At 47.0% G+C, this 21,639-nt stretch carries 19 protein-coding genes; 7 read left to right on the forward strand and 12 right to left on the reverse strand.

Annotated features, from left to right (window positions below; translation table 11 throughout):
• Positions 1-338 precede the first annotated feature (338 nt).
• Positions 339-2,363 (forward strand): threonine--tRNA ligase, encoded by a 2,025-nt coding sequence (thrS, locus tag J2T16_RS23495; RefSeq protein ID WP_499019381.1) that lies wholly within the window; start codon positions 339-341, stop codon positions 2,361-2,363.
• Between the two features lie 4 nt (positions 2,364-2,367).
• On the opposite strand, the gene J2T16_RS23500 is transcribed toward thrS, so the two are convergent.
• Positions 2,368-3,231 carry an SDR family oxidoreductase gene (locus J2T16_RS23500; protein WP_499019382.1) on the reverse strand — a complete coding sequence of 288 codons (864 nt, stop codon included), beginning with the start codon at positions 3,229-3,231 and terminating at the stop codon, positions 2,368-2,370.
• A gap of 161 nt (positions 3,232-3,392) precedes the next feature.
• Here J2T16_RS23500 and J2T16_RS23505 point away from each other — a divergent pair, with 161 nt between their 5' ends.
• Together J2T16_RS23505 and J2T16_RS23510 are read left to right on the forward strand one after the other, a co-directional pair.
• Entirely contained in the window at positions 3,393-3,947 is a 555-nt protein-coding gene (locus J2T16_RS23505; RefSeq protein WP_336122036.1) for a hypothetical protein, read from the forward strand.
• A 140-nt stretch (positions 3,948-4,087) separates the two neighbouring features.
• Entirely contained in the window at positions 4,088-4,822 is a 735-nt protein-coding gene (locus tag J2T16_RS23510) for an MBL fold metallo-hydrolase (protein ID WP_336122035.1), read from the forward strand.
• A gap of 864 nt (positions 4,823-5,686) precedes the next feature.
• On the opposite strand, the gene J2T16_RS23515 is transcribed toward J2T16_RS23510, so the two are convergent.
• Both J2T16_RS23515 and J2T16_RS23520 read right to left on the reverse strand, forming a co-directional pair.
• Positions 5,687-6,136, reverse strand: a complete 450-nt coding sequence (locus tag J2T16_RS23515) for a transposase (RefSeq protein ID WP_221787262.1) — start codon at positions 6,134-6,136, stop codon at positions 5,687-5,689.
• Positions 6,137-6,360: 224 nt separating this feature from the next.
• Entirely contained in the window at positions 6,361-7,644 is a 1,284-nt protein-coding gene (locus J2T16_RS23520) for an XRE family transcriptional regulator (protein ID WP_221787265.1), read from the reverse strand.
• Positions 7,645-7,890: 246 nt separating this feature from the next.
• Here J2T16_RS23520 and fabV point away from each other — a divergent pair, with 246 nt between their 5' ends.
• Positions 7,891-9,087 carry an enoyl-ACP reductase FabV gene (gene fabV, locus J2T16_RS23525; protein WP_336122034.1) on the forward strand — a complete coding sequence of 399 codons (1,197 nt, stop codon included), beginning with the start codon at positions 7,891-7,893 and terminating at the stop codon, positions 9,085-9,087.
• A gap of 49 nt (positions 9,088-9,136) precedes the next feature.
• Here the strand turns inward: fabV and brfA are convergent, their stop codons facing one another.
• Positions 9,137-9,418 carry a ribosome rescue factor BrfA gene (gene brfA, locus J2T16_RS23530; protein ID WP_499019383.1) on the reverse strand — a complete coding sequence of 94 codons (282 nt, stop codon included), beginning with the start codon at positions 9,416-9,418 and terminating at the stop codon, positions 9,137-9,139.
• 448 nt (positions 9,419-9,866) lie between these two features.
• On the opposite strand from brfA, the gene J2T16_RS23535 reads away from it, so the two are divergent.
• Positions 9,867-11,513: an RNA polymerase sigma factor gene (locus J2T16_RS23535; protein WP_499019384.1), complete on the forward strand. Its 1,647-nt coding sequence runs from the start codon at positions 9,867-9,869 to the stop codon at positions 11,511-11,513.
• 123 nt (positions 11,514-11,636) lie between these two features.
• On the opposite strand, the gene J2T16_RS23540 is transcribed toward J2T16_RS23535, so the two are convergent.
• Positions 11,637-12,227 carry a restriction endonuclease gene (locus J2T16_RS23540; protein WP_154887605.1) on the reverse strand — a complete coding sequence of 197 codons (591 nt, stop codon included), beginning with the start codon at positions 12,225-12,227 and terminating at the stop codon, positions 11,637-11,639.
• Positions 12,228-12,466: 239 nt separating this feature from the next.
• On the opposite strand from J2T16_RS23540, the gene J2T16_RS23545 reads away from it, so the two are divergent.
• The gene (locus J2T16_RS23545) at positions 12,467-13,750 is read left to right on the forward strand and encodes a PQQ-binding-like beta-propeller repeat protein (protein ID WP_336122032.1); all 1,284 of its coding nucleotides are present in this window, start codon (positions 12,467-12,469) and stop codon (positions 13,748-13,750) included.
• A gap of 77 nt (positions 13,751-13,827) precedes the next feature.
• On the opposite strand, the gene msrA is transcribed toward J2T16_RS23545, so the two are convergent.
• The 6 genes from msrA to J2T16_RS23575 form a co-directional block, all read right to left on the reverse strand.
• Complete coding sequence (gene msrA, locus J2T16_RS23550) at positions 13,828-14,343, reverse strand: peptide-methionine (S)-S-oxide reductase MsrA (RefSeq protein WP_499019385.1); 516 nt, start codon at positions 14,341-14,343, stop codon at positions 13,828-13,830.
• Between the two features lie 224 nt (positions 14,344-14,567).
• Entirely contained in the window at positions 14,568-14,825 is a 258-nt protein-coding gene (locus J2T16_RS23555; protein WP_090915436.1) for a GlsB/YeaQ/YmgE family stress response membrane protein, read from the reverse strand.
• A 363-nt stretch (positions 14,826-15,188) separates the two neighbouring features.
• Complete coding sequence (locus J2T16_RS23560; RefSeq protein WP_373323332.1) at positions 15,189-16,502, reverse strand: AAA family ATPase; 1,314 nt, start codon at positions 16,500-16,502, stop codon at positions 15,189-15,191.
• The gene (locus tag J2T16_RS23565; RefSeq protein WP_499019386.1) at positions 16,502-17,926 is read right to left on the reverse strand and encodes an RtcB family protein; all 1,425 of its coding nucleotides are present in this window, start codon (positions 17,924-17,926) and stop codon (positions 16,502-16,504) included. The genes J2T16_RS23560 and J2T16_RS23565 overlap by 1 nt, the downstream gene beginning before the upstream one ends.
• Positions 17,927-18,513: 587 nt before the next feature.
• Positions 18,514-19,332 carry a TerC family protein gene (locus J2T16_RS23570; RefSeq protein ID WP_090915706.1) on the reverse strand — a complete coding sequence of 273 codons (819 nt, stop codon included), beginning with the start codon at positions 19,330-19,332 and terminating at the stop codon, positions 18,514-18,516.
• 276 nt (positions 19,333-19,608) lie between these two features.
• Positions 19,609-19,923, reverse strand: a complete 315-nt coding sequence (locus tag J2T16_RS23575; protein ID WP_154888556.1) for a DUF3817 domain-containing protein — start codon at positions 19,921-19,923, stop codon at positions 19,609-19,611.
• 209 nt (positions 19,924-20,132) lie between these two features.
• Here J2T16_RS23575 and J2T16_RS23580 point away from each other — a divergent pair, with 209 nt between their 5' ends.
• The gene (locus tag J2T16_RS23580) at positions 20,133-21,236 is read left to right on the forward strand and encodes a glycosyltransferase family 4 protein (protein WP_339832106.1); all 1,104 of its coding nucleotides are present in this window, start codon (positions 20,133-20,135) and stop codon (positions 21,234-21,236) included.
• Positions 21,237-21,250: 14 nt separating this feature from the next.
• On the opposite strand, the gene J2T16_RS23585 is transcribed toward J2T16_RS23580, so the two are convergent.
• Positions 21,251-21,613 (reverse strand): HIRAN domain-containing protein, encoded by a 363-nt coding sequence (locus tag J2T16_RS23585; RefSeq protein WP_499019387.1) that lies wholly within the window; start codon positions 21,611-21,613, stop codon positions 21,251-21,253.
• Between the last annotated feature and the right edge of the window lie 26 nt (positions 21,614-21,639).

Genomic DNA, 21,639 nt, shown 5'->3' on the forward strand with positions numbered 1-21,639 from the left:
TTGGTGAAACCTTCTTCAGCGAACGAATTCAAGTTACCCCTCTGTAGCCGTGGTCTCGAACCTCCGACGATGTACAGATATTGCGCAGATCATTTCAATAGATTACTCCAATCGATGATTTCGCAAGATAGTTACTCGTACGGTCAGTAGAGTTCACCGCCTGATCCCCGTTAACGGATTCCAATGAGGGTTATGATGGTTCTGTTTGCGGCGGCTGGCCGAGAGCAGAATGCAACATAACCAAATTAGGGTGGAACCACGAGCCAAGCGCACTCGTCCCTTCTCCGGGACGGGTGTTTTTTGCGCTTCCATCACAAATATATTGGAGAGTGGTTCACATGAGTCAAGAAAAAAATGAGTATGCAAGCGAGCATTTATCCTTGGGTGATCAGCACGCAGAAGTGTCTGAGTCGTTGGCAGCCAAATCGTCGATTGAAAAGATTGAAGTCCAGTTGCAAGGCGGTGCTGTACGTAGTTACAAAGCAGGCATCACTGTAGGCGAAGTTGCCTCTTCGATTAGCACAAGTCTTGGTAAACAGGCGATCGGTGGGATCGTGAATGGCCAGAATGTCGATCTGAGCGAAAAACTGGAGCAGGACTGCGAACTCATCATTGTTACACTGGATAGCGAGGAAGGTCTGCACCGATATCGTCACAGCACAGCACATGTGCTGGCACAGGCACTTAAACGGTTATATGGCGCAGACCACGTGAAGCTGGGTATCGGTCCGGTCATTGAAGATGGATTTTACTATGATGTAGATCTGGAGCAGTCCCTCTCCATCAGTGACCTAGATGCCATCGAGCGGGAAATGAACAAGATTATTCAGGAAAATTGGCCCATCCGCCGCAAAGTGGTTAGTCGGGTGCAAGCCTTGGAGCGATTCGAAGCCATCCATGACCCTTACAAGCTGGAACTTATTCGTGATCTGCCAGAAGACGCTGAACTTTCAATCTATGAGCAGGGTGAGTTTTTTGACTTGTGCCGCGGGCCTCATCTCCCATCCACTGGCCTTATCAAAGCCTTTAAACTGCTGAATGTCGCTGGTGCCTACTGGCGTGGAAATTCCGACAACAAAATGATGCAGCGTATCTATGGCACTGCTTTTCCGAACAAGGCCCAGTTGCAGGAACATCTTCACATGCTGGAAGAGGCGAAAAAGCGGGATCACCGCAAGCTTGGCAAAGAGCTGGAGCTATTTATGTTCTCTGAGGAAGCGCCTGGCATGCCCTTTTATCTACCCAAAGGCATGACAGTTCGTACAGAGCTGGAGCAATTTTCACGGGAACTGCAATTGCAGGAAGGGTACCAGGAGGTTCGTACTCCGCTCATGATGAACAACCGACTGTGGGAACAGTCGGGTCACTGGGAGCACTACAAGGATAACATGTACTTTGCGGACGTGGATGACGCTACATTTGCCTTAAAACCAATGAATTGCCCAGGACATATGCTGATTTTCAAAAACACACTGCATTCCTATCGCGAATTGCCGATTCGCATGATGGAATTCGGTCAGGTTCACCGTCATGAATTCTCAGGAGCCCTGAATGGTATGATGCGGGTGCGGACGTTCTGTCAGGACGATGCCCATCTCTATGTGATGCCTGAACAGATTGAAGACGAGATTAATCGGGCCATCTCCCTGATTGGACGGATGTACGATATTTTTGGCTTCGATTATAAAATCGAGCTCTCCACACGCCCCGAAGATTCCATGGGCTCGGAAGAATTGTGGGATCAGGCGGAACAGGCGTTACGCAATGTGTTAGACGCCCGCGGTGTGGAATATCGCGTTAACGAAGGCGACGGCGCCTTTTACGGGCCGAAGATCGACTTTCACATACTTGATGCGCTGAAGCGAAGCTGGCAGTGCGGAACGATCCAGCTTGATTTTCAGATGCCGGAGAAATTCGATCTTTCTTATATCGGTGAAGGCGGTCTGAGACACCGCCCAGTCGTGATTCATAGAGCCATCTATGGCTCGATTGACCGTTTTATCGGCATTTTGACTGAGCACTATGCAGGTGCGTTTCCACTCTGGCTGGCCCCTGTGCAGGTTAAGCTAATTCCCGTATCGGATCATTATGCCGACTATGCACTTGAGGTGCAAAGTAAGCTACGGGCAGCGGGTATCCGTGTGGAAACCGATCTACGCAGCGAGAAGCTAGGCTATAAGATTCGGGAAGCCCAAATGGAAAAAGTCCCTTATTCGCTCGTACTTGGTGAACAAGAGAAAAATGCCTCATCCGCCTCTGTCCGGGCATACGGTCAGGGAGATCAAGGCATGCAACACATCGATGCTTTTGTCCAGATGATTCAGCACGCGGTGATGAATAAAATTGTGCTCGGACAGGTATAAGAGGTTATAACCTCTCGTCAGGTTGCAAACCAATCTGTTCTTCGCTCCACGTCCATAACTGCTCGGCAGCCGCATCATCCAAAGCATGCTCTTTCAAGCGCTGCTCCTTCTGCTGATAAAAGTATCGCCCAGTCACCCCGGTGACATCTGGACTTGTTGCCAAGTAGATTGCAGTCCGGGCCCCTTCCTCTGGTGTCAAGAAAAACGGCAACTTGGCTGCAAGTGCCATGATGCGGGTGCCAAATCCGGTGTTGCGATCCACTCCGATGCTGGTTCCTACCGCACCTGGATGTAAACAGTTCGCCGTAACGGAAGTTCCCGCGAGCTTACGAGCAAGCGCCCGGGTGAAAAATACGTTAGCCAGCTTGGATTGGGCGTAACTTTTGATCGGATTATAGCCTTTTCGCAAATGCGGATCATCAAAATGAATTTTACCTGCTTTGTACGCTCCAGACGACACATTTACAATTCGCCCCTGTTTAGCCGCTTTCAGTGGTTCAATGAGGAGCAACGTAAGCAGGAAGTGACCCAGGTGATTAATGCCAATGCTCTGCTCGAAGCCATCCGACGTTTCTTTGCGCTTCACCATCACCACGCCCGCATTATTCACCAGTACGTTCAGGTGATCATAGCGCTTGCGATACTTAAGTGCAAACTGACGGATGCTGTCCAGCGAACCGAGATCACACAGCATCAATTCGATACTGGTCGATCCGGACTGACGCAAGGCTTGTTCAAGCGCCGCTTGTCCTCTCTTTTCGCTGCGGCAGGCCATAATGACGTGGTACCCTTGCTTGGCAAGTTCAATGGTGGTGGCCAGCCCCATCCCTGAGTTGGCTCCTGTAACGATGGCTGTCTGAATGGACATGAGATGCCCTTCCCTTCTGAACCGGAGGTTCCGGTGAATTATTTTGACGCTAAGGCATTATGTTCCAGAATATGAGATAATGAAGCGATCACCTAATCAGCAACATTCATGATAAGATCGTGCTCCATTCACATCTCGGTACCTATGGGAGGACAAGTCGTATGCTAACCCAAGAGGATTTCAAACACGTCAAGAAACTCGCCAAGCTTGAGATTAAACTGCTGGAACAGGAATATCGCGATATTCTGAACCATGACGATTCCTCAATATATGAAGAATACGAATGGCTGAACGAAGAACAGTCAAGCGAGCTTACCCGCAAACGCAAAAACCGGAGATACGCATCGTTAACTGTGGAGTTATGCTCTATTATGGAACAGATGTTATTACAGCTTTACAAACGGACGTATCAGAAAAAGTTTAATTCGACCCAGCTCATGAAAACTCCTGCTTACCGGGCACGCTCCAACATGGAGATGCTGGAGTCCGAACTGGGCAAGCAACATATTGCTTTGAAAGCGGGCAAAGAGCCATGCAGCATAGCGCTCCATCAGGCGTTCCAGACAAGAAACAGATTAATTCACGAGAACTTCTCGTTCGTAACGATCGTAAAAGACGGCAGCAATGAAGAGGACACCTTTGAAACCATTTTACATGCAGTAAAAAAATATAGAAAACATCTGAGCTATGAACCGAACGTTCAGAATAAGGAGTAAGTAAGTGATTAAGTGATTAATTACTTAATCGTTGCTTGATGCATAATGGGAAAATGTACAAGGTACAAGCTGAGTTCACTGTACCTTTTTAAAAATACAACCATATAAGGAGGTGCTCCGGACACATATCCGGATATTTTATGAGCCAACCTATACCATCCATCACAGTGCTAACACTCAACATTCCAACACCTTCGGGCAACAGCCCTATTCATCCTGTGCTTCTTCAAGACGAAGACGGGTACACTCTGGTTGACACGGGCATGATTGGCCAATTTGCCGAATTACAATCTACACTCGAAGAGTTGAACGTCCCTCTCTCCGACATTAAACGTGTGATTGTAACACATCAGGATATCGATCATATTGGTAATCTGGGTGCTCTGCTGGATGCTATTCCAGGACTTGAAGTTTGGGCTCATGCGGATGAAATTCCTTATTTGACGGGTGCAAAACCTCTGATCAAATTCACACCGGAACGCCGCGCCATGTTGCCCGCTCCTGTGCTGGCTCTGGCAGATCAATTGTTGATGCAACTGCCTGAGATCAACATCAGCAGAACACTTGCGGACGGCGACATCCTTCCGCTCCAAGGCAGAACACAGGTGATTCATACACCAGGACATACGCCAGGCCACCTGTGTTTTTATTTTTGCGAGCAACAGTTCCTGCTTGCTGCCGATGAACTGCGCGTCGTTGACGATGAACTGGTCGGCCCAGCGCCGCCAGCAACGCCGGACATGCCTGAAGCACTGCGCAGTCTGAAGAAGCTGACCGGTCTAACGGTAGATCAAGTTCTCTGCTACCATGGCGGAGAATATACAAAAGAGCCTGCAAAGCGCATCGCCGAACTGGCTGAGAATTCGGAAGCTTAGGTGTCATGCTACATTTCGTTACCGCCGTACAGTGTTAACGTTTAAGCTTTAATTTATGGGTGCGGCACACTATTTAGCATTTGAATCACGTAAAATCTTCTTCTCACAGTGTACATTGGTACACTGACTTTCTAAGTTGGTTTGTGCGTTCTCTCATATCTAAGTGCCATAGTAGATTACCTGTAATTCAAAAGCTGCCCTTCGTCTGTATATGGCGGGGACAGCTTTTTCTGAATTTTATCGCGATGGATGCAACAGTAAATGAACAGAACAGAACAAAGCTATATCGAGTGTTGATAGGCCTCCACTACCAGTGGCTGAGTATTTACCTTCTAGCTATTCAATACACCGTAGTCCGCCAAAAATTCTAACGATCACCAGAGAGCTTATTTACTCCAATTTAGTGACGATTTCGCCCCCCATTATGCGCATTTTAGGTGAAATAGCGTCTGTAGAGATCGTTAGAGTTCTCAAACCCTCAAAAACCGCAAAATAAGCTCGCCTGTGATCGTTGCTATGAACGTTTTATTCAAGCCCAGCACACAAATACTGCAATTTCGTCGAAGTCCTAAGCGCGGGGGACCATATGCGAGCGATGGTTGGCACGCTGCTATCCGTGGGTTGGTCACCACATGGTATGCCTTCGTCAAGGAGAGCGGTTGTAAGCTAGAAACGCACGTTCAGCTCACGCAGAGCCTAGTGCAAACGATCAACACAGATTCTCTCCTGAACCTTTTCATGAACCCCCGGGCGTAAGACTCCGAGTTTTACCCTATTCCCTTGTGACGAACGTCTTAGACAAATGCAAACTTACTTACTTTGCGTTCCGCTCCATGGTTCGGGCACCCGCACAAATAAAGCCCATCAGTCACGTCCTACAGCGGCAATCGCTACATTGGGATGCTTGTGTTTTCCAAAGATTAGGCGGCACTTTGCATGTAGCCTGTTCTGCGCTTTCCATGAAATCTGCTGCACATCCTCAGACAGACCTTCTAAACGGATCGCCAGATCCCCTTTAATCGCAGGTCGATGACGGTAACTCCAGGCCGATTCAATCAAGGTTAGATGTAGGCGCCAATTGCCTGTTTTCGTGATGGAGCCTCGTTTAGTGCTGGCTCCAGACGAATGCTCACAGGGAACCAGACCCAAGTAAGCCATAAGCTTCGACGGGGAAGCAAACCGGGCGAATGAACCGATTTCCGAAACCAGCGTCACCGCCGTCAGAAAGCCAATGCCACGAAGGGACTGCAAGATAGCCACCGAAATTTTCTCTTTGGATACATCTAAACTGATGAATTTTGTGGTAGACTTCATAGTGATAGCTCTGAAATGGTGGTTTTGTCACTTTCCATTTTAACCTAAGAGTGCAGCAATATGGAGGGCTATCCTTGTTTACGTTCATCATAGCTAGAAATAAACTTCCCTGTCCTGCCCTATTCTAAGCTTGTCTTGCTCTTACTCTTACTTTACCTTATGCTTGTCTTGTCCTGTCTCATTGCCTTAACCTACCTACCCCAGCTAGCCTCACGGCCTAACCTTTACTTCGTTCTCCGTAGCAAATACACCAGCTTGCGATAATAACCTGCCGCCTCTTTGTACCGCCGCTGATCCTCACTCACCACAGCCAATCCTTCATATAGGGATTCCAGGCGTAGCGGTTGCTGCACAGACTCAAAATACGACAGACAAGTCAGGGCTTGAGTTATAAAGGTGTCCTGTTCTCCGTGTGCGAGCGCCAGCTGACTTTGATAAAAAACCGCATTCATTCGCTGATCCTCTGTGACAGCACAACTTAACAGTTGATCCACACTTTGCGCCAGCATGCCCCAGCTTTTCCTAGCGGAGGCAACCTCACAGCGATACACCAAAAGCAACGGCTTCATCGCCTGTTGCGTCTCATTCGTTTCTCCCTGAAGCAAGCTTTCGAAACGCTCAATCTCAGCCTGTGCCTGATCTAACTCCCCTGACATCGTCAACATGACAATTCGATTGTTCGCAATGGCCGTTACCAAGTCACCCTGATTTCCGGCGTAAACCAGATTCGCCTCAGCCATCGACAATGCGGACAAAGCTTCCTGCAACAGTCCCATCGTAAAGCAATACCCGCTGTATGCCACATACAGACCAGACAAACGATGAAACAACCGCTGGTCATACACATGTTTCATCGTCTGCTCAAATGTGCGCTTCGCATCCTCATACTGCCGGGTATGAATGTATGCCTCTATCTGGATATTTTGGATCGACAGCCATAGCTCGCTTCCTGGCTCCGTCAGGGCGCTCAGTCTTGTCACATGAGTGAGCACGTCCACATACGCCTGCTTGGATCGGTAATATTGGATTTTGTAAAATAACAAAGCCTTCGTAAGCGGCCTAGGTAGCTGTATGTCATCCGGGCGGCCATACTTCTCCAAATAAAAATTCAGATACGATATATGTATATATTCATGCGCAGCGGCGTCATTTAACTGCTGGTAATACACTGCCTTCATTAGAGCAGTCGTCAGTTCCACCGTAAGCGAATCATCCCGATCATCCAGAGCATGTACCGTTTCCTCCGGGATCGCCGAGGCTGGAACCGACATTTGTACAAAGATCGCTTCTGCTCTCGCAAGTGTCTGTTCATCCTGCACTGCTGTTCGCAAAAGATAGGAGGAGCTTACACCCAAGCGCTCAGCAATACTCTCGGCCAAATCTTCGGGCAGTGGATAACGCTCTGCCAGGATGTTTGCAAAATGCGCCTGCGTAACCAGACCTTCTACGAGGTCCTTACGTGAGATTTGTTTTCGTTTGCTCAAAAACTCGATCCGTTCTTTCAGCATAACAGGTCTATCCTTTCATTATGACAGTCTACTCTTTCTCTATAGCGAGTCTATCATCTCATCATCCCAAAATGAAAGCCGAATTGCCACCCCCGTACTATCCTTCCAGTAAAATTGACAAAACGGTTTCCGTTTCGAACGTAATTGTTTTACAATAGGGAGGATGTATACGTACAATGTACGAAAAAAGCATGATGAATCGATCCAATGTTACACATGAATTGAACACGAAAGGGTGCCACAACAATGATTATTAAACCAAGAACACGTGGTTTTATTTGTACAACTTCTCATCCTGTCGGCTGTGCGGCACAAGTGCAGGAGCAGATTAATTATGTAAAATCCAAGCCAGAGATTCAAGGCCCCCGCAATGTGCTCGTCATCGGCGCGTCCACAGGTTACGGACTGGCTTCGCGCATCGTCTCCGCTTTTGGAGCAGGCGCTAATACAATTGGTATTTACCGTCCCTCCAGCTCTACGGATAAACGAACAGCTTCTGCTGGATGGTATAACTCTGCGGCATTTGAGAAGGCTGCGGATGCCGCAGGTCTTAAATCCTACAGCATCACCGGCGATGCTTTTGCCAATGAAACCCGTGATAAAGCTGTTGAACTGATTCGCAGCGAATTGGGTCAAGTGGATCTGGTCGTATACAGCGTTGCTTCGGCACGCCGTACCGATCCAAATACAGGCGAAGTGTCCAACTCCGTGCTGAAGCCGATTGGACAAGCGTACACCAACAAAACCGTCAATTTCCATACAGGTGAGATCACTTCAGTGACTCTCGAAACAGCGACAGAAGAAGAGATTCGTCAGACGGTTAACGTTATGGGCGGAGAAGACTGGAAACTGTGGATGGATGCACTGAAGCAAGGCGGCGTACTCGCAGACAATGCAACAACGATTGCCTTCTCTTACATCGGCCCTGAGCTGACACAAGCCATTTATCGTGAAGGCTCCATCGGTCAAGCGAAAGATCATCTGGAAGCAACGGCGCGCAAAATGCATGAGCAACTGAGCGCAAAAGGCGGACGTGCCTACGTTACCGTAGCCAAAGCACTGGTTACACAGTCCAGCTCGGCTATTCCAGTTGTGCCACTATATATTTCCGCATTGTATAAAGTGATGAAGGAAAAAGGACTGCATGAAGGATGCATCGAACAGTTGCAACGGCTGTTTGCAGATCGTCTGTACGCCGGCGGTGAAGTGCCAACAGATGAGCAAGGACGCATTCGGATCGATGATTGGGAGATGAGAGCAGACGTACAGGAAGAAGTGGCGAAGATCTGGAACGATCTTACGAGCGAGAATATCTACGACCTGTCCGATCTTGAAGGTTACCGCCGCGAGTTCTTCCAGCTGTTTGGTTTCGAAACCGATGGCGTCGATTATGAGGCCGATGTGGATCCAAACGTGGAAGTACTTCATCTCGTTCAGTCATAAGTTTAATGTATATTGCATCCAAGGAGGAGATTCCATGCTTCTCCTTTTTTTATTTCCGTACGTCTCCGTACGTCTCCTTACATCCACGCACACATTCATCACCTTTTCCTGACCTACTCGGCTCGAAGATAAAATAAAAAGAAGCACCACCATCCTGGATGATTTGCTTCTTGTGTTTGACCTTTTGCAATTTTTCGTTCTTGGTTGGTGTCAAGCGAACATGTTGCGATAATGCGCCATAATTTCCATTCACTCTGCGGCTTTGCTCTGGGGTCCATTGTCCGGACCGCTCTGCATTGCGTAGTGCCTTTTGTGTCTGTGTACGTGCCATAATGATGAACACACTCCTTCAGTTGAACTACGTTCAATATATCATGTGTAACGTTGCAAGTGAAGGTGCAACCAGCCCAAACTCATATATATCCGTATACAATCGAGACCACTCCTCGTTAACTAAGGAACGAAGGAGTATTCCAAGTACTCAAAGAAAAACTTGGGCTCCTGCTCCTAGTTTGTAACCTCCCATAGTTGAACGGAAAAGAACTATCTTTATATACTAAAATTGAGGCCTTTACATCTAAGTAATCTTAAACTTGTTTAACAAAAAGTCATAACGTCTCTTTAACCATTGAAGTGACCTACTTATGATCTTTGTAAATACATATGTATGAGTAATCCAGTAGGACGTCCAATTTTATAAAAAAAATAATCCCAACCTTTATTTCTCCTGGCACACTATATAATTGTCAGGAATTACAGATGCAAATATGGAGGAAAAAATGGATTCAATCAGTAATAACGGAAAAGAAGCCGCGGAAGCGATTCGGAGCTATGTCAAACCGATTTTCGGTTATGCGTTAAACCGGGTCAAGCACCGGGCCGAGGCGGAGGATCTGGCTCAGGAGATTATGCTGCAGTTGTTGAAATCCTTCTCTGGGGTGCGAGACATTAGAAGCCTTGACGCTTACGTCTGGACGGTTGCTCGATACACTTGGGTGAATTGGTTGAAAAAGCGCGAGCACGCTCCCCAAGTGATTGAAATCAACGGTATGTCTGAATTATCTGCCGCCCCTTCCCGGGAGCCGCTTGACCGGCTACTGGCAACCGAAGCTTCACGGGAGCTGCGCCGAGAAGTCGCGTTTCTGTCCGACATCCATCGCCGGATCGTGGTCATGCACTACTACGATGAGCTTAAAATCGGCGATATCGCGATTGCTCTGAACATTCCTGAAGGCACGGTGAAGTGGCATTTGAGCGAGGCTAAAAAGAAGTTACGGAAAGGGATGAAACGTATGCGTACAACAGGAACTTTAAGTGTCAATCCGGTCAGCATGGGGGAAATGGGCCATTCGGGTTCGGCCGGCAGACTGGGCGAAACCAACGATTTTCTTGGACGCGCCTTGGCGCAAAATATCGTTTATGCGGCTTATCACAAGGCGCGTACCGTACATCAAATCGCGGAGGAACTGGGAATGCCGCCGTCTTTGTTGGAAGGCGAAGTCCGGCACCTGGCTGATTACAATTTTCTCATCCAAACCTCTCCCGGCAAATACCAAAGCAATACCATCGTCTGGGACCTCTTCGAGTTGGCCGTAGCCGGTCATTCATTTTGGCAAGATTGTGCTGCCGAAGTGGCCGATGTTCATTTTGACGCGTTAATGGAAGTTCGCCGTCAAGTCGAGGATAGCGGAGTGTACGTTCCGGACGGCGACTATAACTTCCTGCTCTGGACCTTGCTGCCCAAAAACATCGAGGAGCAATCCTGGCGGAGCATGCCAGCGGGCGAAAACTTCGATGCAGTCGCACCAATGCGAAAGGACGGAGGTCAATATATTGCCTATGCGGCGTTAGATCGAAGCCACTATGCCGATCCGGGTTTTGATATGGGTAGTTACGTCACCTTCGGTCCGTCGCTCCGCTACGTCGAAGACACTCCTTTATACTTATGGCAATTCAATACTTACTGGAGCGACCGCGAGACGGATTGGCGTTTCCTGGAATACCGGAATGTCGAGATTTGTCATGCGTTCCAACAAGGAGAACTGCCCGACAACGAAGAGAACGCCGAGCAGTATTCGTTCCTGCTGGAGAAAGGATACATCCGCAAGACGAAGGAGGGGTACAAGTTCAATGCGGTTTGGTTTGACTCTCCGCAAACGTTGGATCGGTTGAACAAGGCAATGCCGGATTTGTCCGCTCTGTATGCGCCTGCTGTCGGCAAGCTCTATGACAAAATGCTCAACCTGTTCCTGCAAAATCAGCCGAAACATTTGGAGCCGCAGCTTGCTTACATGGTGAGAGGCAACACCGGCGGAGGCCGGCTGGTCGCTTATATTTTGAAGCATTTGATCGATAGCGGGAAGCTGAAACCGCCGTTGCCGCACCAGCAGAAGACGATCTCAACCTGGATGGGACCAGTAAAGTAAGTTGGTTCGGAATGTATACGAAGAACGTATGAAAATGATTGAAAACTACCCATGATGCATGTGCGTCATGGGTAGTTTTCAATCGCAATATATATGCCGAATTTCTCCTTTACCTTACTGACATCAAGATCGCTTGCGCCGAGACTGCCACGTCTCAATGGGTTCGTGGTCATGCTCTTCGATCAGTTCCATCGCTTCGTCCAGCCTGCGCGACTTAAACAGGGCGATCAGCTCGATCAAGTCCTCGCGATCCAGCAGTTTTACCTCATTCACCGCAGCCAGCGTGCGGCAAGCCTCCGTGTACCGGGCAGAAGTCAGTACAATGGATCGATCCGCCTCATAATAACGAATGGAGGTATAAATCTCTTGCACCGCGCTAAGACCAACAGGATGATTGGCACCGTAGCGTTTGGCCTGTACCACCGTGCGTCTGCCCAGCCTATCCACAAACACGAGGTCTGCACCGAAATCCCGGCTGCTCGTCGTTTTGTGAACCTCTTCATAACCGAGTCGCTCGAACAGATTGAAGAGATATAATTCAAACTCTGATCCATCCTCCATTTTATCGATATCCTTTATCGTGATTTTCTGGGGATTCGCCTCACTTCGTATGCGTTGCCCACGATAAATGATCCGCCGAGTCATCCAGGTTAACAGCAACAACAGGACAATGCCTGCGATAACCCATAAGATGATGTTTTCACTCCAATTCATGCCGCTTCTCCTCGTCATCGTTACTTCGTATTTCTCTTGTTACAGCCCTAAATATATCAAACTTTAAAGGTCTTCTAAAGAAGATGAATTCCCTGTAACTGTTTCACCTCTTTTAACATTGCATTATCACATCCGTGGTGTAAAAAGGTTACAGCGTGTTCGGTTGAATTACACTAGAAATCAATGGTAGAATTCTACAATCGGTGTTATTTTACCGAAGACGAAAGGTGGTTTATCACTTGCATACTACTTATACGAATCGCAAACGCAAATCCACAACTTGGGCCGTCCTTTTGCTCAGTGGCATGCTGCTCTTGAACATGAATACAACTACAGGATACGCGGCGGCGTCCACAGAATCCTTGTCTAAACCGGCATGGACCTCCTCCTCCCTCATGTTAAATGAGGCTAATACGGAGAAAGACGTCATGATCAAGAACATTTACACTGTACCTGCTAAAAATCTGGTATATGTACACACTTCTCAGCCCGTAACCAAAACCAGTAGCAAAACAACGCTGGACTGGCAGCTCGATTCACTTCAAGCACTGGATGCCAAAACAGGACAGCTCAAGTGGAGCACTATTTTCCATGAGAAAAGTGGCCCTTATACAACCTACTCCAATTCTGTATATGCAAGCAACGGTACGGCCTACGTATATATGGAGTATTCGGATAAAAGCAAGAAATTATATTCGTTTAATACGTCCGGCAAGACCAACTGGGTGAAAACCGTGAATTCGTCAGCAAACATCTCGCTCATGGATAACGATAATCTACTGGTCGCTACAAGTCAGGGCGTACAATCCAATGGCTCTGTGCGTTCTACCCTTTCTCTTTATGACCAAAAAGGTAAGCTGTTGACCGAAAAAACAATTGCAGGCACTGTACTCAAAGCAGCTCAGGGCAGGATTGTTGTCGATGCGAGCAAACAGGTCAAGTCGGGAAACTTCTGGCAACCGGTTGCCAATCCGAAAGTTGAAATCTATGACACCTCATTAAACCGTCTGTCCTTCTATCAATTCCCGGCTGATGCCAATACACAAGGAGATGGCGGCGGTGAAGCTCTGGCGATTCTGGATGATGGTTCCGTCCTGATGCGTGCCAACTTCGAAACCACCGGCAATCGGTTGATGGGATTTGGTTCGGATGGCAAGCTTGCATGGGGGCGTGCAATCGCTGGGGATGCGTATATTCAAACAGCGGGCAATGGGTACACCGTGCTCACCGGCTCAAAGCTTGAGTTATACACGATGAAAGGCAAAGTGACGGAGCGTATGTTCAAGGATGCTCAGCCTGTGCTCATGCATGTGGACCGAACACAAGACGGGCAATACCAGCTTGATTTTGCTAAAACAGGATATATTCTGAACCCACAGACATTGGAAGACGTGCATGTGTACACCGTCAGCACTGCTGTTCCTTCATTAGAAAGTATCTCCACTTATATGAATGATGTGATCTATTCGATGAAGGGTGAAGCTCTTTCTAAGTATGCACTCAAGTCGTCGTCGCCTAAATAATGAATGTTGCTCTTACCTGACATAGCTTTAGTCAAGAAAAAGCCGGAACAGCTCCTCGCGGTGCTCTCCGGCTTCTTTTATTTCCAATTCTCGTTAATGAATTCGTCCCTACCGGACAGTGCCCGGTCTTCCTTGTAATGCTTCTCGTTTTTCTTGTGATAGTCCTGGTGGTAATCCTCTGCCGGGTAAAAAGTTACGGCATCCCGAATCTCGGTCACGATGGGCTGATTGAACCGTCCACTGGCCGCGAGTTCCTGTTTGGATTGCTCGGCAAGCTGCTGCTGGCGTTCATTGTGTACAAAGATGGCGGTACGATACTGTGATCCTCGATCCTGAAACTGTCCTCCATCATCCGTGGGGTCAATCTGAGGCCAGTATAATTCTAATAAGCGTTCGTAAGGGAATACATCTGGATCAAATGTAATCTCCACGACTTCCACGTGCCCTGTTTCCCCAGTCTTCACCTGCTCATAGGTCGGATTTTCGACATGGCCACCTGTATAACCTGATACGATACCGTGGATGCCTGGTTGTTCCTCAAACGGGGTAACCATACACCAGAAACATCCGCCAGCAAACGTTGCTTTTTCCATCCCATTCAACTCCTCTGATTCAAAACAATATCATGAAAGCATTAGCTCAGACACGCATTCATATTCCTACATTGTAAAACAACAAGAGGTTGATGGAAAGCCACCGCAATGGCTCTTCATCAACCTCTTCATTCAGCTTCGCATGGAAGCATTCATATCGATATGGTTCATACAGCTTTTAGCTGCACCATAACTTCTTAATCAGGAACATCGCTCGCTCTAGTTTACCCGCGGCTGCGTCCCATCGAACGGAAGATCAAGCTGACAATCGCTACAAGCACAATCGCACCAATCAATGCCGGTACAATGTGGAATCCGCCCATCTCAGGACCCATGTCTCCAAGAATGACTCCACCTAACCATCCACCGATAAAACCAGCAACGATATTACCAATAATACCGCCTGGGATGTCACGACCAACAATCAGACCTGCGAGCCAACCAATGATACCACCGATAATTAATGACCATAACCAACCCATATCATTCACCTCTATTTTATAATTTTTGTTGCGTCTGACTACTATTAACCGCTCCGAAGGCATTTAAACAACTGGCATAAAAATTGTTGCATATTACCATTGTCCAAAATGCTTCTTTCTCTGCTAACAGGTGCTCTGCGAGGGCATGACAACAGGCCGTGTCAATTTCCGGCATCTCATCAGCACATGGCTGCGATATGTACCTCCCGAGAGTCATTGTATGTTACCAAAGACAAGGTTAGTATACCCAGTAAAGGTGAATTTATATTTATGGCTCAGAACCATTTATACTCCAAACTTTATAGTCCATCAGAATGGTATCAGTCAACGTATTAGATCAGAAAACAAGACTCATATAACAGATCAATAAAATCCAGCCCTACCCTTGCCCGGTTGTGCAAGCCAATTATGTTTATGACTTTTGTCCAGTTCTCCCCGCATGGACTGAATGACCTGAACAATATCGGTTCGCCCGTTTTGATGCCACTCCAGCGCAACGCTGACATACAATTCGCCGAGTTGGGCAAGCGAGAACGTATCTGTCAAGCGGGCCGCTTCGATCGTCCCTTCTTCACCTGCAAACACGCTAAACCCACGCTGCCGCAAATATTGCAAGCGTAAAGCTTCATCAGGCAGTGGAATCTCATAGGCCCGGTCGAATCGTCCGGCACGGTTCATGAGACCTGGATCGATTTTTTCCGGATAGTTTGTCGTACCGATCAAGAAAATCCCTTCTTTCGACGTCGCACCATCCAATGTATTCAGGAAAAAGGAACGAACTTCATCCGGCATCGAGTCGATATCTTCAATGATCAGCACCATCGGTGCCAGTCGTTTGGCTGCATCAAAAACTTCACGCACAGACTCGCTGTTGGTGTACTCCGTAATTTGCCAATAAGCTGCCGGTCCAGGAATACTGCCTGCTATCGATTTCACCAGCGTTGTTTTTCCGTTCCCTGGATGCCCATAGAGCAGAATACCGCGTTTGTAAGGGATGTCATAGTCCCGGTAAAAGGAACGATCCGCTTCAAAGAACTGATCCAGCGAGCGGAAAATATCCTGTTTGATCTGTGCGGAGAGAACTACATCTTCTCGGCTCACCGAACGAGTTATGGACTCTACATGACGGTCACTGCCATTGCGGGCATCCGTGTAAACCGTTACTTTTTTCATATTTTGCTGACGTTCGCGTTCCCTTACACTTCCCAGGAAATGCTTCATCTCTTCATCCCCTACAGCGAAGACAAAGTCTTCACTATAGATCCCGTTCTCTCGGAAAAAAGGTACCCGTACCAAAGCTACGCCCCATTTGGGATAAGCAAATACGTTGTTGCGGATGGAATAATGCACACCGTATGTTGGCACATCTCCATCATCATCATAATGCAACGTTTGGAGCTCCAGATCCTCAAAGATACGAGCAACAAGCTCGACCTCGTCACTTCCGTTCTGCAAGTCTTCCCGCAACAGTTCCCAATATTCGTTGTTCGGATCAGAACTTGAATACAACTTGTATTCAACGCCGTAACGCTTTAGAAGTGCCTCACCAATTCCCCGAATCAGTCTCGAATAGACCGCGTATCCTTCAACCCGGATACGTGTATCATGCTGTTCGTCGTAGGAATAGATGGCTTTTGTTTCGTTCATTGGATTCATCTGTTTATCGTTATCGTTCATCATTTCGCTCCCTTTACCGCAGCAAGCGGTTTACATTTGGCTACCACTTGAGCCAGTCCGGCGCCGGTAACACTATCTATAATTTCATCAACGTTTTTATACGCCTGAGGTGATTCATCAATAATGGATTCCAAGGATCGCTGGTTCACAACGATCTCGTCCGCCGTTCCTACGCCAAGAGCTGTAGCAAAATCTTCAACCGTCACCAAACGTTTCGTTGCGGTACGTGACCGTACACGGCCCGCACCATGACATATCGAATAATAGTTGTCTGAGCCTTCTGGCTGACCGACCATAATATACGAAGCCGTCCCCATCGAGCCAGGAATCAGAGCCGGATGGCCTGTAGCCATGTAAGGTTTTGGATTATCCTGGTGGCCTGCAGGCAATGCCCGTGTTGCCCCTTTCCTGTGTACAAACACCGAACCACGCTCTGCATGGGATTCCTCCCAAGCATAGTTATGCATCAGGTCGTACAGTGTACGAAATTCGCATTTTGACCCGAATACATCCCGGAATGCTTCCCGGATTGCATAAGCGATGAGATGGCGATTTACTACGGCATAATTCAATGCGGAATACATCATGTTGACGTAATGGCGGCCTTCCGCATGCTCCAGCGGGACAAATACCAATCGGGGATCGGAAGTTCCAAGGCCCAGCCGCTGCATGACTTTGGCAATCGCTGTCGAACTTGTCTGGCTAACATATCCGCCCCAAGCGCGGGAACCAGAGTGAATCATAACAGCAATCTGTCCATCATAAAGCCCCCAAGCCTCAGCTACTTCGCGATTTTCCTCAGCAATCTCAATCGCCTGAATCTCCGCAAAATGGTTCCCGCCCCCCAGCGTCCCCAGTTGACGATGCGAACGGTGCCAGGTCATATCCGGAACAAGATTCAGTACATTCTCGTCATACGTAAACTTACTGCTCTCCACATGCGTCAGTGAAGTCGACTTCTTCGGTGTATAGCTATCCGGAATATATTTTTTCGGCAGTCCGTGTAGTCCTTTTTTCACAATATGCTCTAATCTTATATCGGAAAAATGGCCTCGCTGGCTGTCTTCCATCGGTAACACTTTTTCGATCGCTTTAACCAATTTGCGGCGCAGCTTTACATCTTTCAGATCATCCTTATGCAGATTGGTCAGATGAACTCGCATGCCACAGCCGATATCACTACCCACGATCGAAGGTGATACATATCCACTCTGTGCCTCCCAGACCGCCGTCGTTCCAATACATGTTCCTACACCGACATGCACGTCCGGAGTATAACCCATATAAGAGATATCCGGAATCTGCAAATTATTGTTAGCCATCTCGAATACTTTGTAGTCCAGAGAAGAAAATAATTGCTGTGCCGCATATACGGTAAGTTCTCCCGCTGGTAATTTCACTTGATGGCGATAACCCTCAGTCATGTTGCTAAAATTTCCAACATTGTTCATTTCGTTATTCATAAATGATTGTAATTCCTTCCTGTTCCGTTCAGCAAATATAGTTTGCCGCGTGTTGTTTTGTAAAAAATACATAAAAAAGCCATGGACTGATCGTCCATGGCTTCTACTACATGACAATAACGGATAACAGCACAAATGAGTTTGCACCTGTTATCCATCGCTGGATACCGCGAAGAACACACATTGCCTATAGCGCTACACGCTGTATTCTATAAACAATATGCCCGTTCTTTATGTCGACCGTATGAGGCCAAAAAGACGATGAGCCGGATATACAATTGTGTCGATGCTTCTGTGTCCTAGATTCAATTCATAACCTAACGTCATGTCTCTCGGCCTCCCTTCATCATTGATATGTATATATTAATAGCAAATCTTTTCAAATGTCAACCCTTTTCTTGGAAATTAATGCATTCTTATATTCTAACGAATGATGAAAAAGAGGAGGTTGTCCGGGGACATCCTCCTCTTTTTCATCAGTTTATTAGGTTATTCACCGCTGTTTCTGTCATATTCATCAGGCAAACAACATTCTCATGATCATGACCTTAGAGTTTAGCCTGTTCTTGCAATTCTTCCACAGGATTCTCATCTTCCTTCTCAGGTACTTTGGATGAAAGGAACCATCCACATACCGCAATCGTGATCAGTACAACATAAAAACCGATTTTCCATATTTTATTTTCCGGGAAATGCTCATCCAGTACGCCTAAGGAAGGGTGCGCCAATGTAATTACGGACAGCTTAACCCCTACCCAACCTACGATTACAAAAGCAGCAACTTCTAGACCCGGACGCGAATGAAGCAATTTCACGAAAAACGATGCTGCAAAACGCATGATAACGAGCCCGATAAAACCGCCGAGGAAGATGACAATGAACTGTCCACCATCCAAGCCGCCAATTGGCGGCAAGCCGCTTGGTGGCAACGCAACCGCCAAAGCAACAGCTGCTAAGATTGAATCTACTGCAAAAGCAATATCTGCGACTTCAACCTTAAATACAGTCATCCAGAATCCAGATTGTTTCTTTGGTTTTTTTGGTGCATCGTCAGCTGCCTCGTCTGTTTTATTTCGACCACTCAATATCTTTTTGACAATATGGTTTATCGAAATGTACAGAAGGTATAATGCCCCGATCGCTTGAACCTGCCACACATCCACAAGGAATGAGATAAGGAATAACGACCCGAGACGGAAAACAAAAGCCCCCATCAAACCATAAAACAATGCTTTTTTACGCTTTTCCTCAGGTAAATGTTTTACCATAATTGCGAGTACCAGGGCATTATCTGCTGCCAGTAATCCTTCAAGGACCACAAGGACTAAAAGTACCCACCCATATTCTAATAACAGTGCTGCATCCAACATTGACTCCTCCTTAATATGCTTATGATGTACAAAAAAAAGGATCTTTACCATCGCTGGTAAAGATCCTTTTATAACCACAAAAAGAGACCTTTACCGAGCATAAAAACTTGGTAAAGGTCTCGCTAACAACAAAATGCTGCCAATAAAGCCGGGGATGTGATCCCGAATTGACGACTTTACTGTAAAAGCTACTCCCCTTTAACAGGAATATGTAGTTTTAGTTGAAACCGGTGAATAACCTGTATACATCATATTTCATAACATAAAATAAAGTCAAGCTTTATTTTCAGTGTTAAGGGCCAATTTTCGAAAAACAAAAAAATCATAAATCATATTGCCCAGCGGTACAAACGAAATGAAGAATAACGCAATGGGACGGCGCAAACGCCACTTCTGAGTTGTGTATAAAGATACCATAAACAAGAGATGCATCAGAAACAAAAAACCATACAAGTTTCCGAACCAAGTCACCGCTTGAGGCATAACTCCTGCATCCCGAAGGGGAAACGCAACGAACAACAGTAAAATATATGAAATCCCCTGTAACCATAACATTAGCCGGAAACGACCCAGCATTGAACGTAACATCATCTTCCTCCTGCTTCTATGCAATACACGCTAGTTGAACCCTGTACATTATATCACAAAAGCAGTGTCGATTTGCATCCAGCCAGGCTGTATTATATTCCATGTCATTTGCATGATCCAATATACGTCTCACAGGAGCCAAATATCCACCTCTAACATACAATGCATGAAATGTGTCATGAACATGTCGGACAAGGAGGAGTGGATTCATGAAGATCGTTCTGGTTGCACCAGAGAAGTTACCACTGCCTGGCAATGGTTCCGTGGAAATCTGTATATTAGGTATCGCACACGAACTTGCCCGCCGTCATCAGGTAACCGTTGTAAGCCGTCAAATTAAAGGGCTGCCGGCACTTCAACAGATCGGACAGATAACGATTCAGCGAATCTTTGCATCCAGTATTGTAGATTATACCCGGTCAGTTATTCGTTTGCTTCGTACACTCGATGTTGATGTTATTCAAGTGGATAACAGACCTCACAGTATGGCTACCATTAAACAAGCCTTTCCGCGAACACCTGTTATCCTCTATCTCCACTCACTTACATTTGTTCAACCCGGACCTCGGAAACTGTCTAGTCTGAAAAAAGCGGATTGTATTGCCGTGAACAGCCAATCATTGAAGCGTAGACTCAGCCGCCGTTTCCCTCCTGTAACGAAACGGTTAAATGTCGTTCCGCTAGGTACTGATCTTGACCGTTTCCGACCCGTTGCCAGCAATGAAGAACGGCTTCACTTGCGAGAGAAGTTTGGAATTACCGAACGTTTCACAGTCCTGTATGCAGGCAGAGTCATCCCTGGCAAAGGGGTCGATATTCTAATTCGTGCTATTGCTTTAGCACAAAAGCAAGTACCTGTCCAACTGGTCATTGCAGGCAAGGGCCCTCCAAAGTATGTACGCTCATTACGTAAACTGACACAAAAACATAACGTTCATGCCGCCTTTTTAGGGCAGATGAATCATGAACAGATTGATCAGCTCTATCGAAGTGTAGACTGCCTGGTCTGTCCTTCACAGAACCACGAGGCCTTTGGCTTGGTGAATGTAGAAGCTATGGCCTCCGGCATTCCTGTCATCGCTTCGGATAATGGGGGTATAAGGGAGATTATCCATTCGGGAATGAACGGATACTTGATATCAGAGTATAAGCACCCTCAGCAGTTTGCTTCATCCTTGCGTCAATTGGCCACACGACCTGATCTTGTGCAATCCATGGGAAGAAGTGGCCGCGAAACAGCAAGTTCTCATTTCAGTTGGTCAAGAACCGCTCTCTACTTGGAGGCAGCTTACACAAGGCTCATCCGTTCATGAGCCTTTTTTCTTGATCAGGCTTTCTCACGGAACTGCCATTCCGTAATAATAGAGTCCATCTGAGATACAGGTACATACATGATTTCGATCAGTTCAATAATCACCATATCCTTCATCATAAATCTTACTTTTGCACAAGTTTGTTGGTAGAAGGCATCGTAGAATCCCGCACCAGTCCAGCATCCATGAGGTACCATAGCAGCATGGTTTACGATATACCCCACCTCCCCTATTGGGGGGATAACCACTTTAATGGCTTGATGATCCAAGCGATTATCCGGGTCCTTTACAAGATACAGTGTATCCCCCACATGCAGAGCTTGTGCTCCATGATAGTTTTCCATGCCCATCAAAGCGGCAAAAATTTTGTTACTCATACGAATGCTCCTTTTTACAGATATTC

It is taken from the genome of Paenibacillus intestini (assembly GCF_030803945.1).
GTDB lineage: Bacteria > Bacillota > Bacilli > Paenibacillales > Paenibacillaceae > Paenibacillus > Paenibacillus polysaccharolyticus.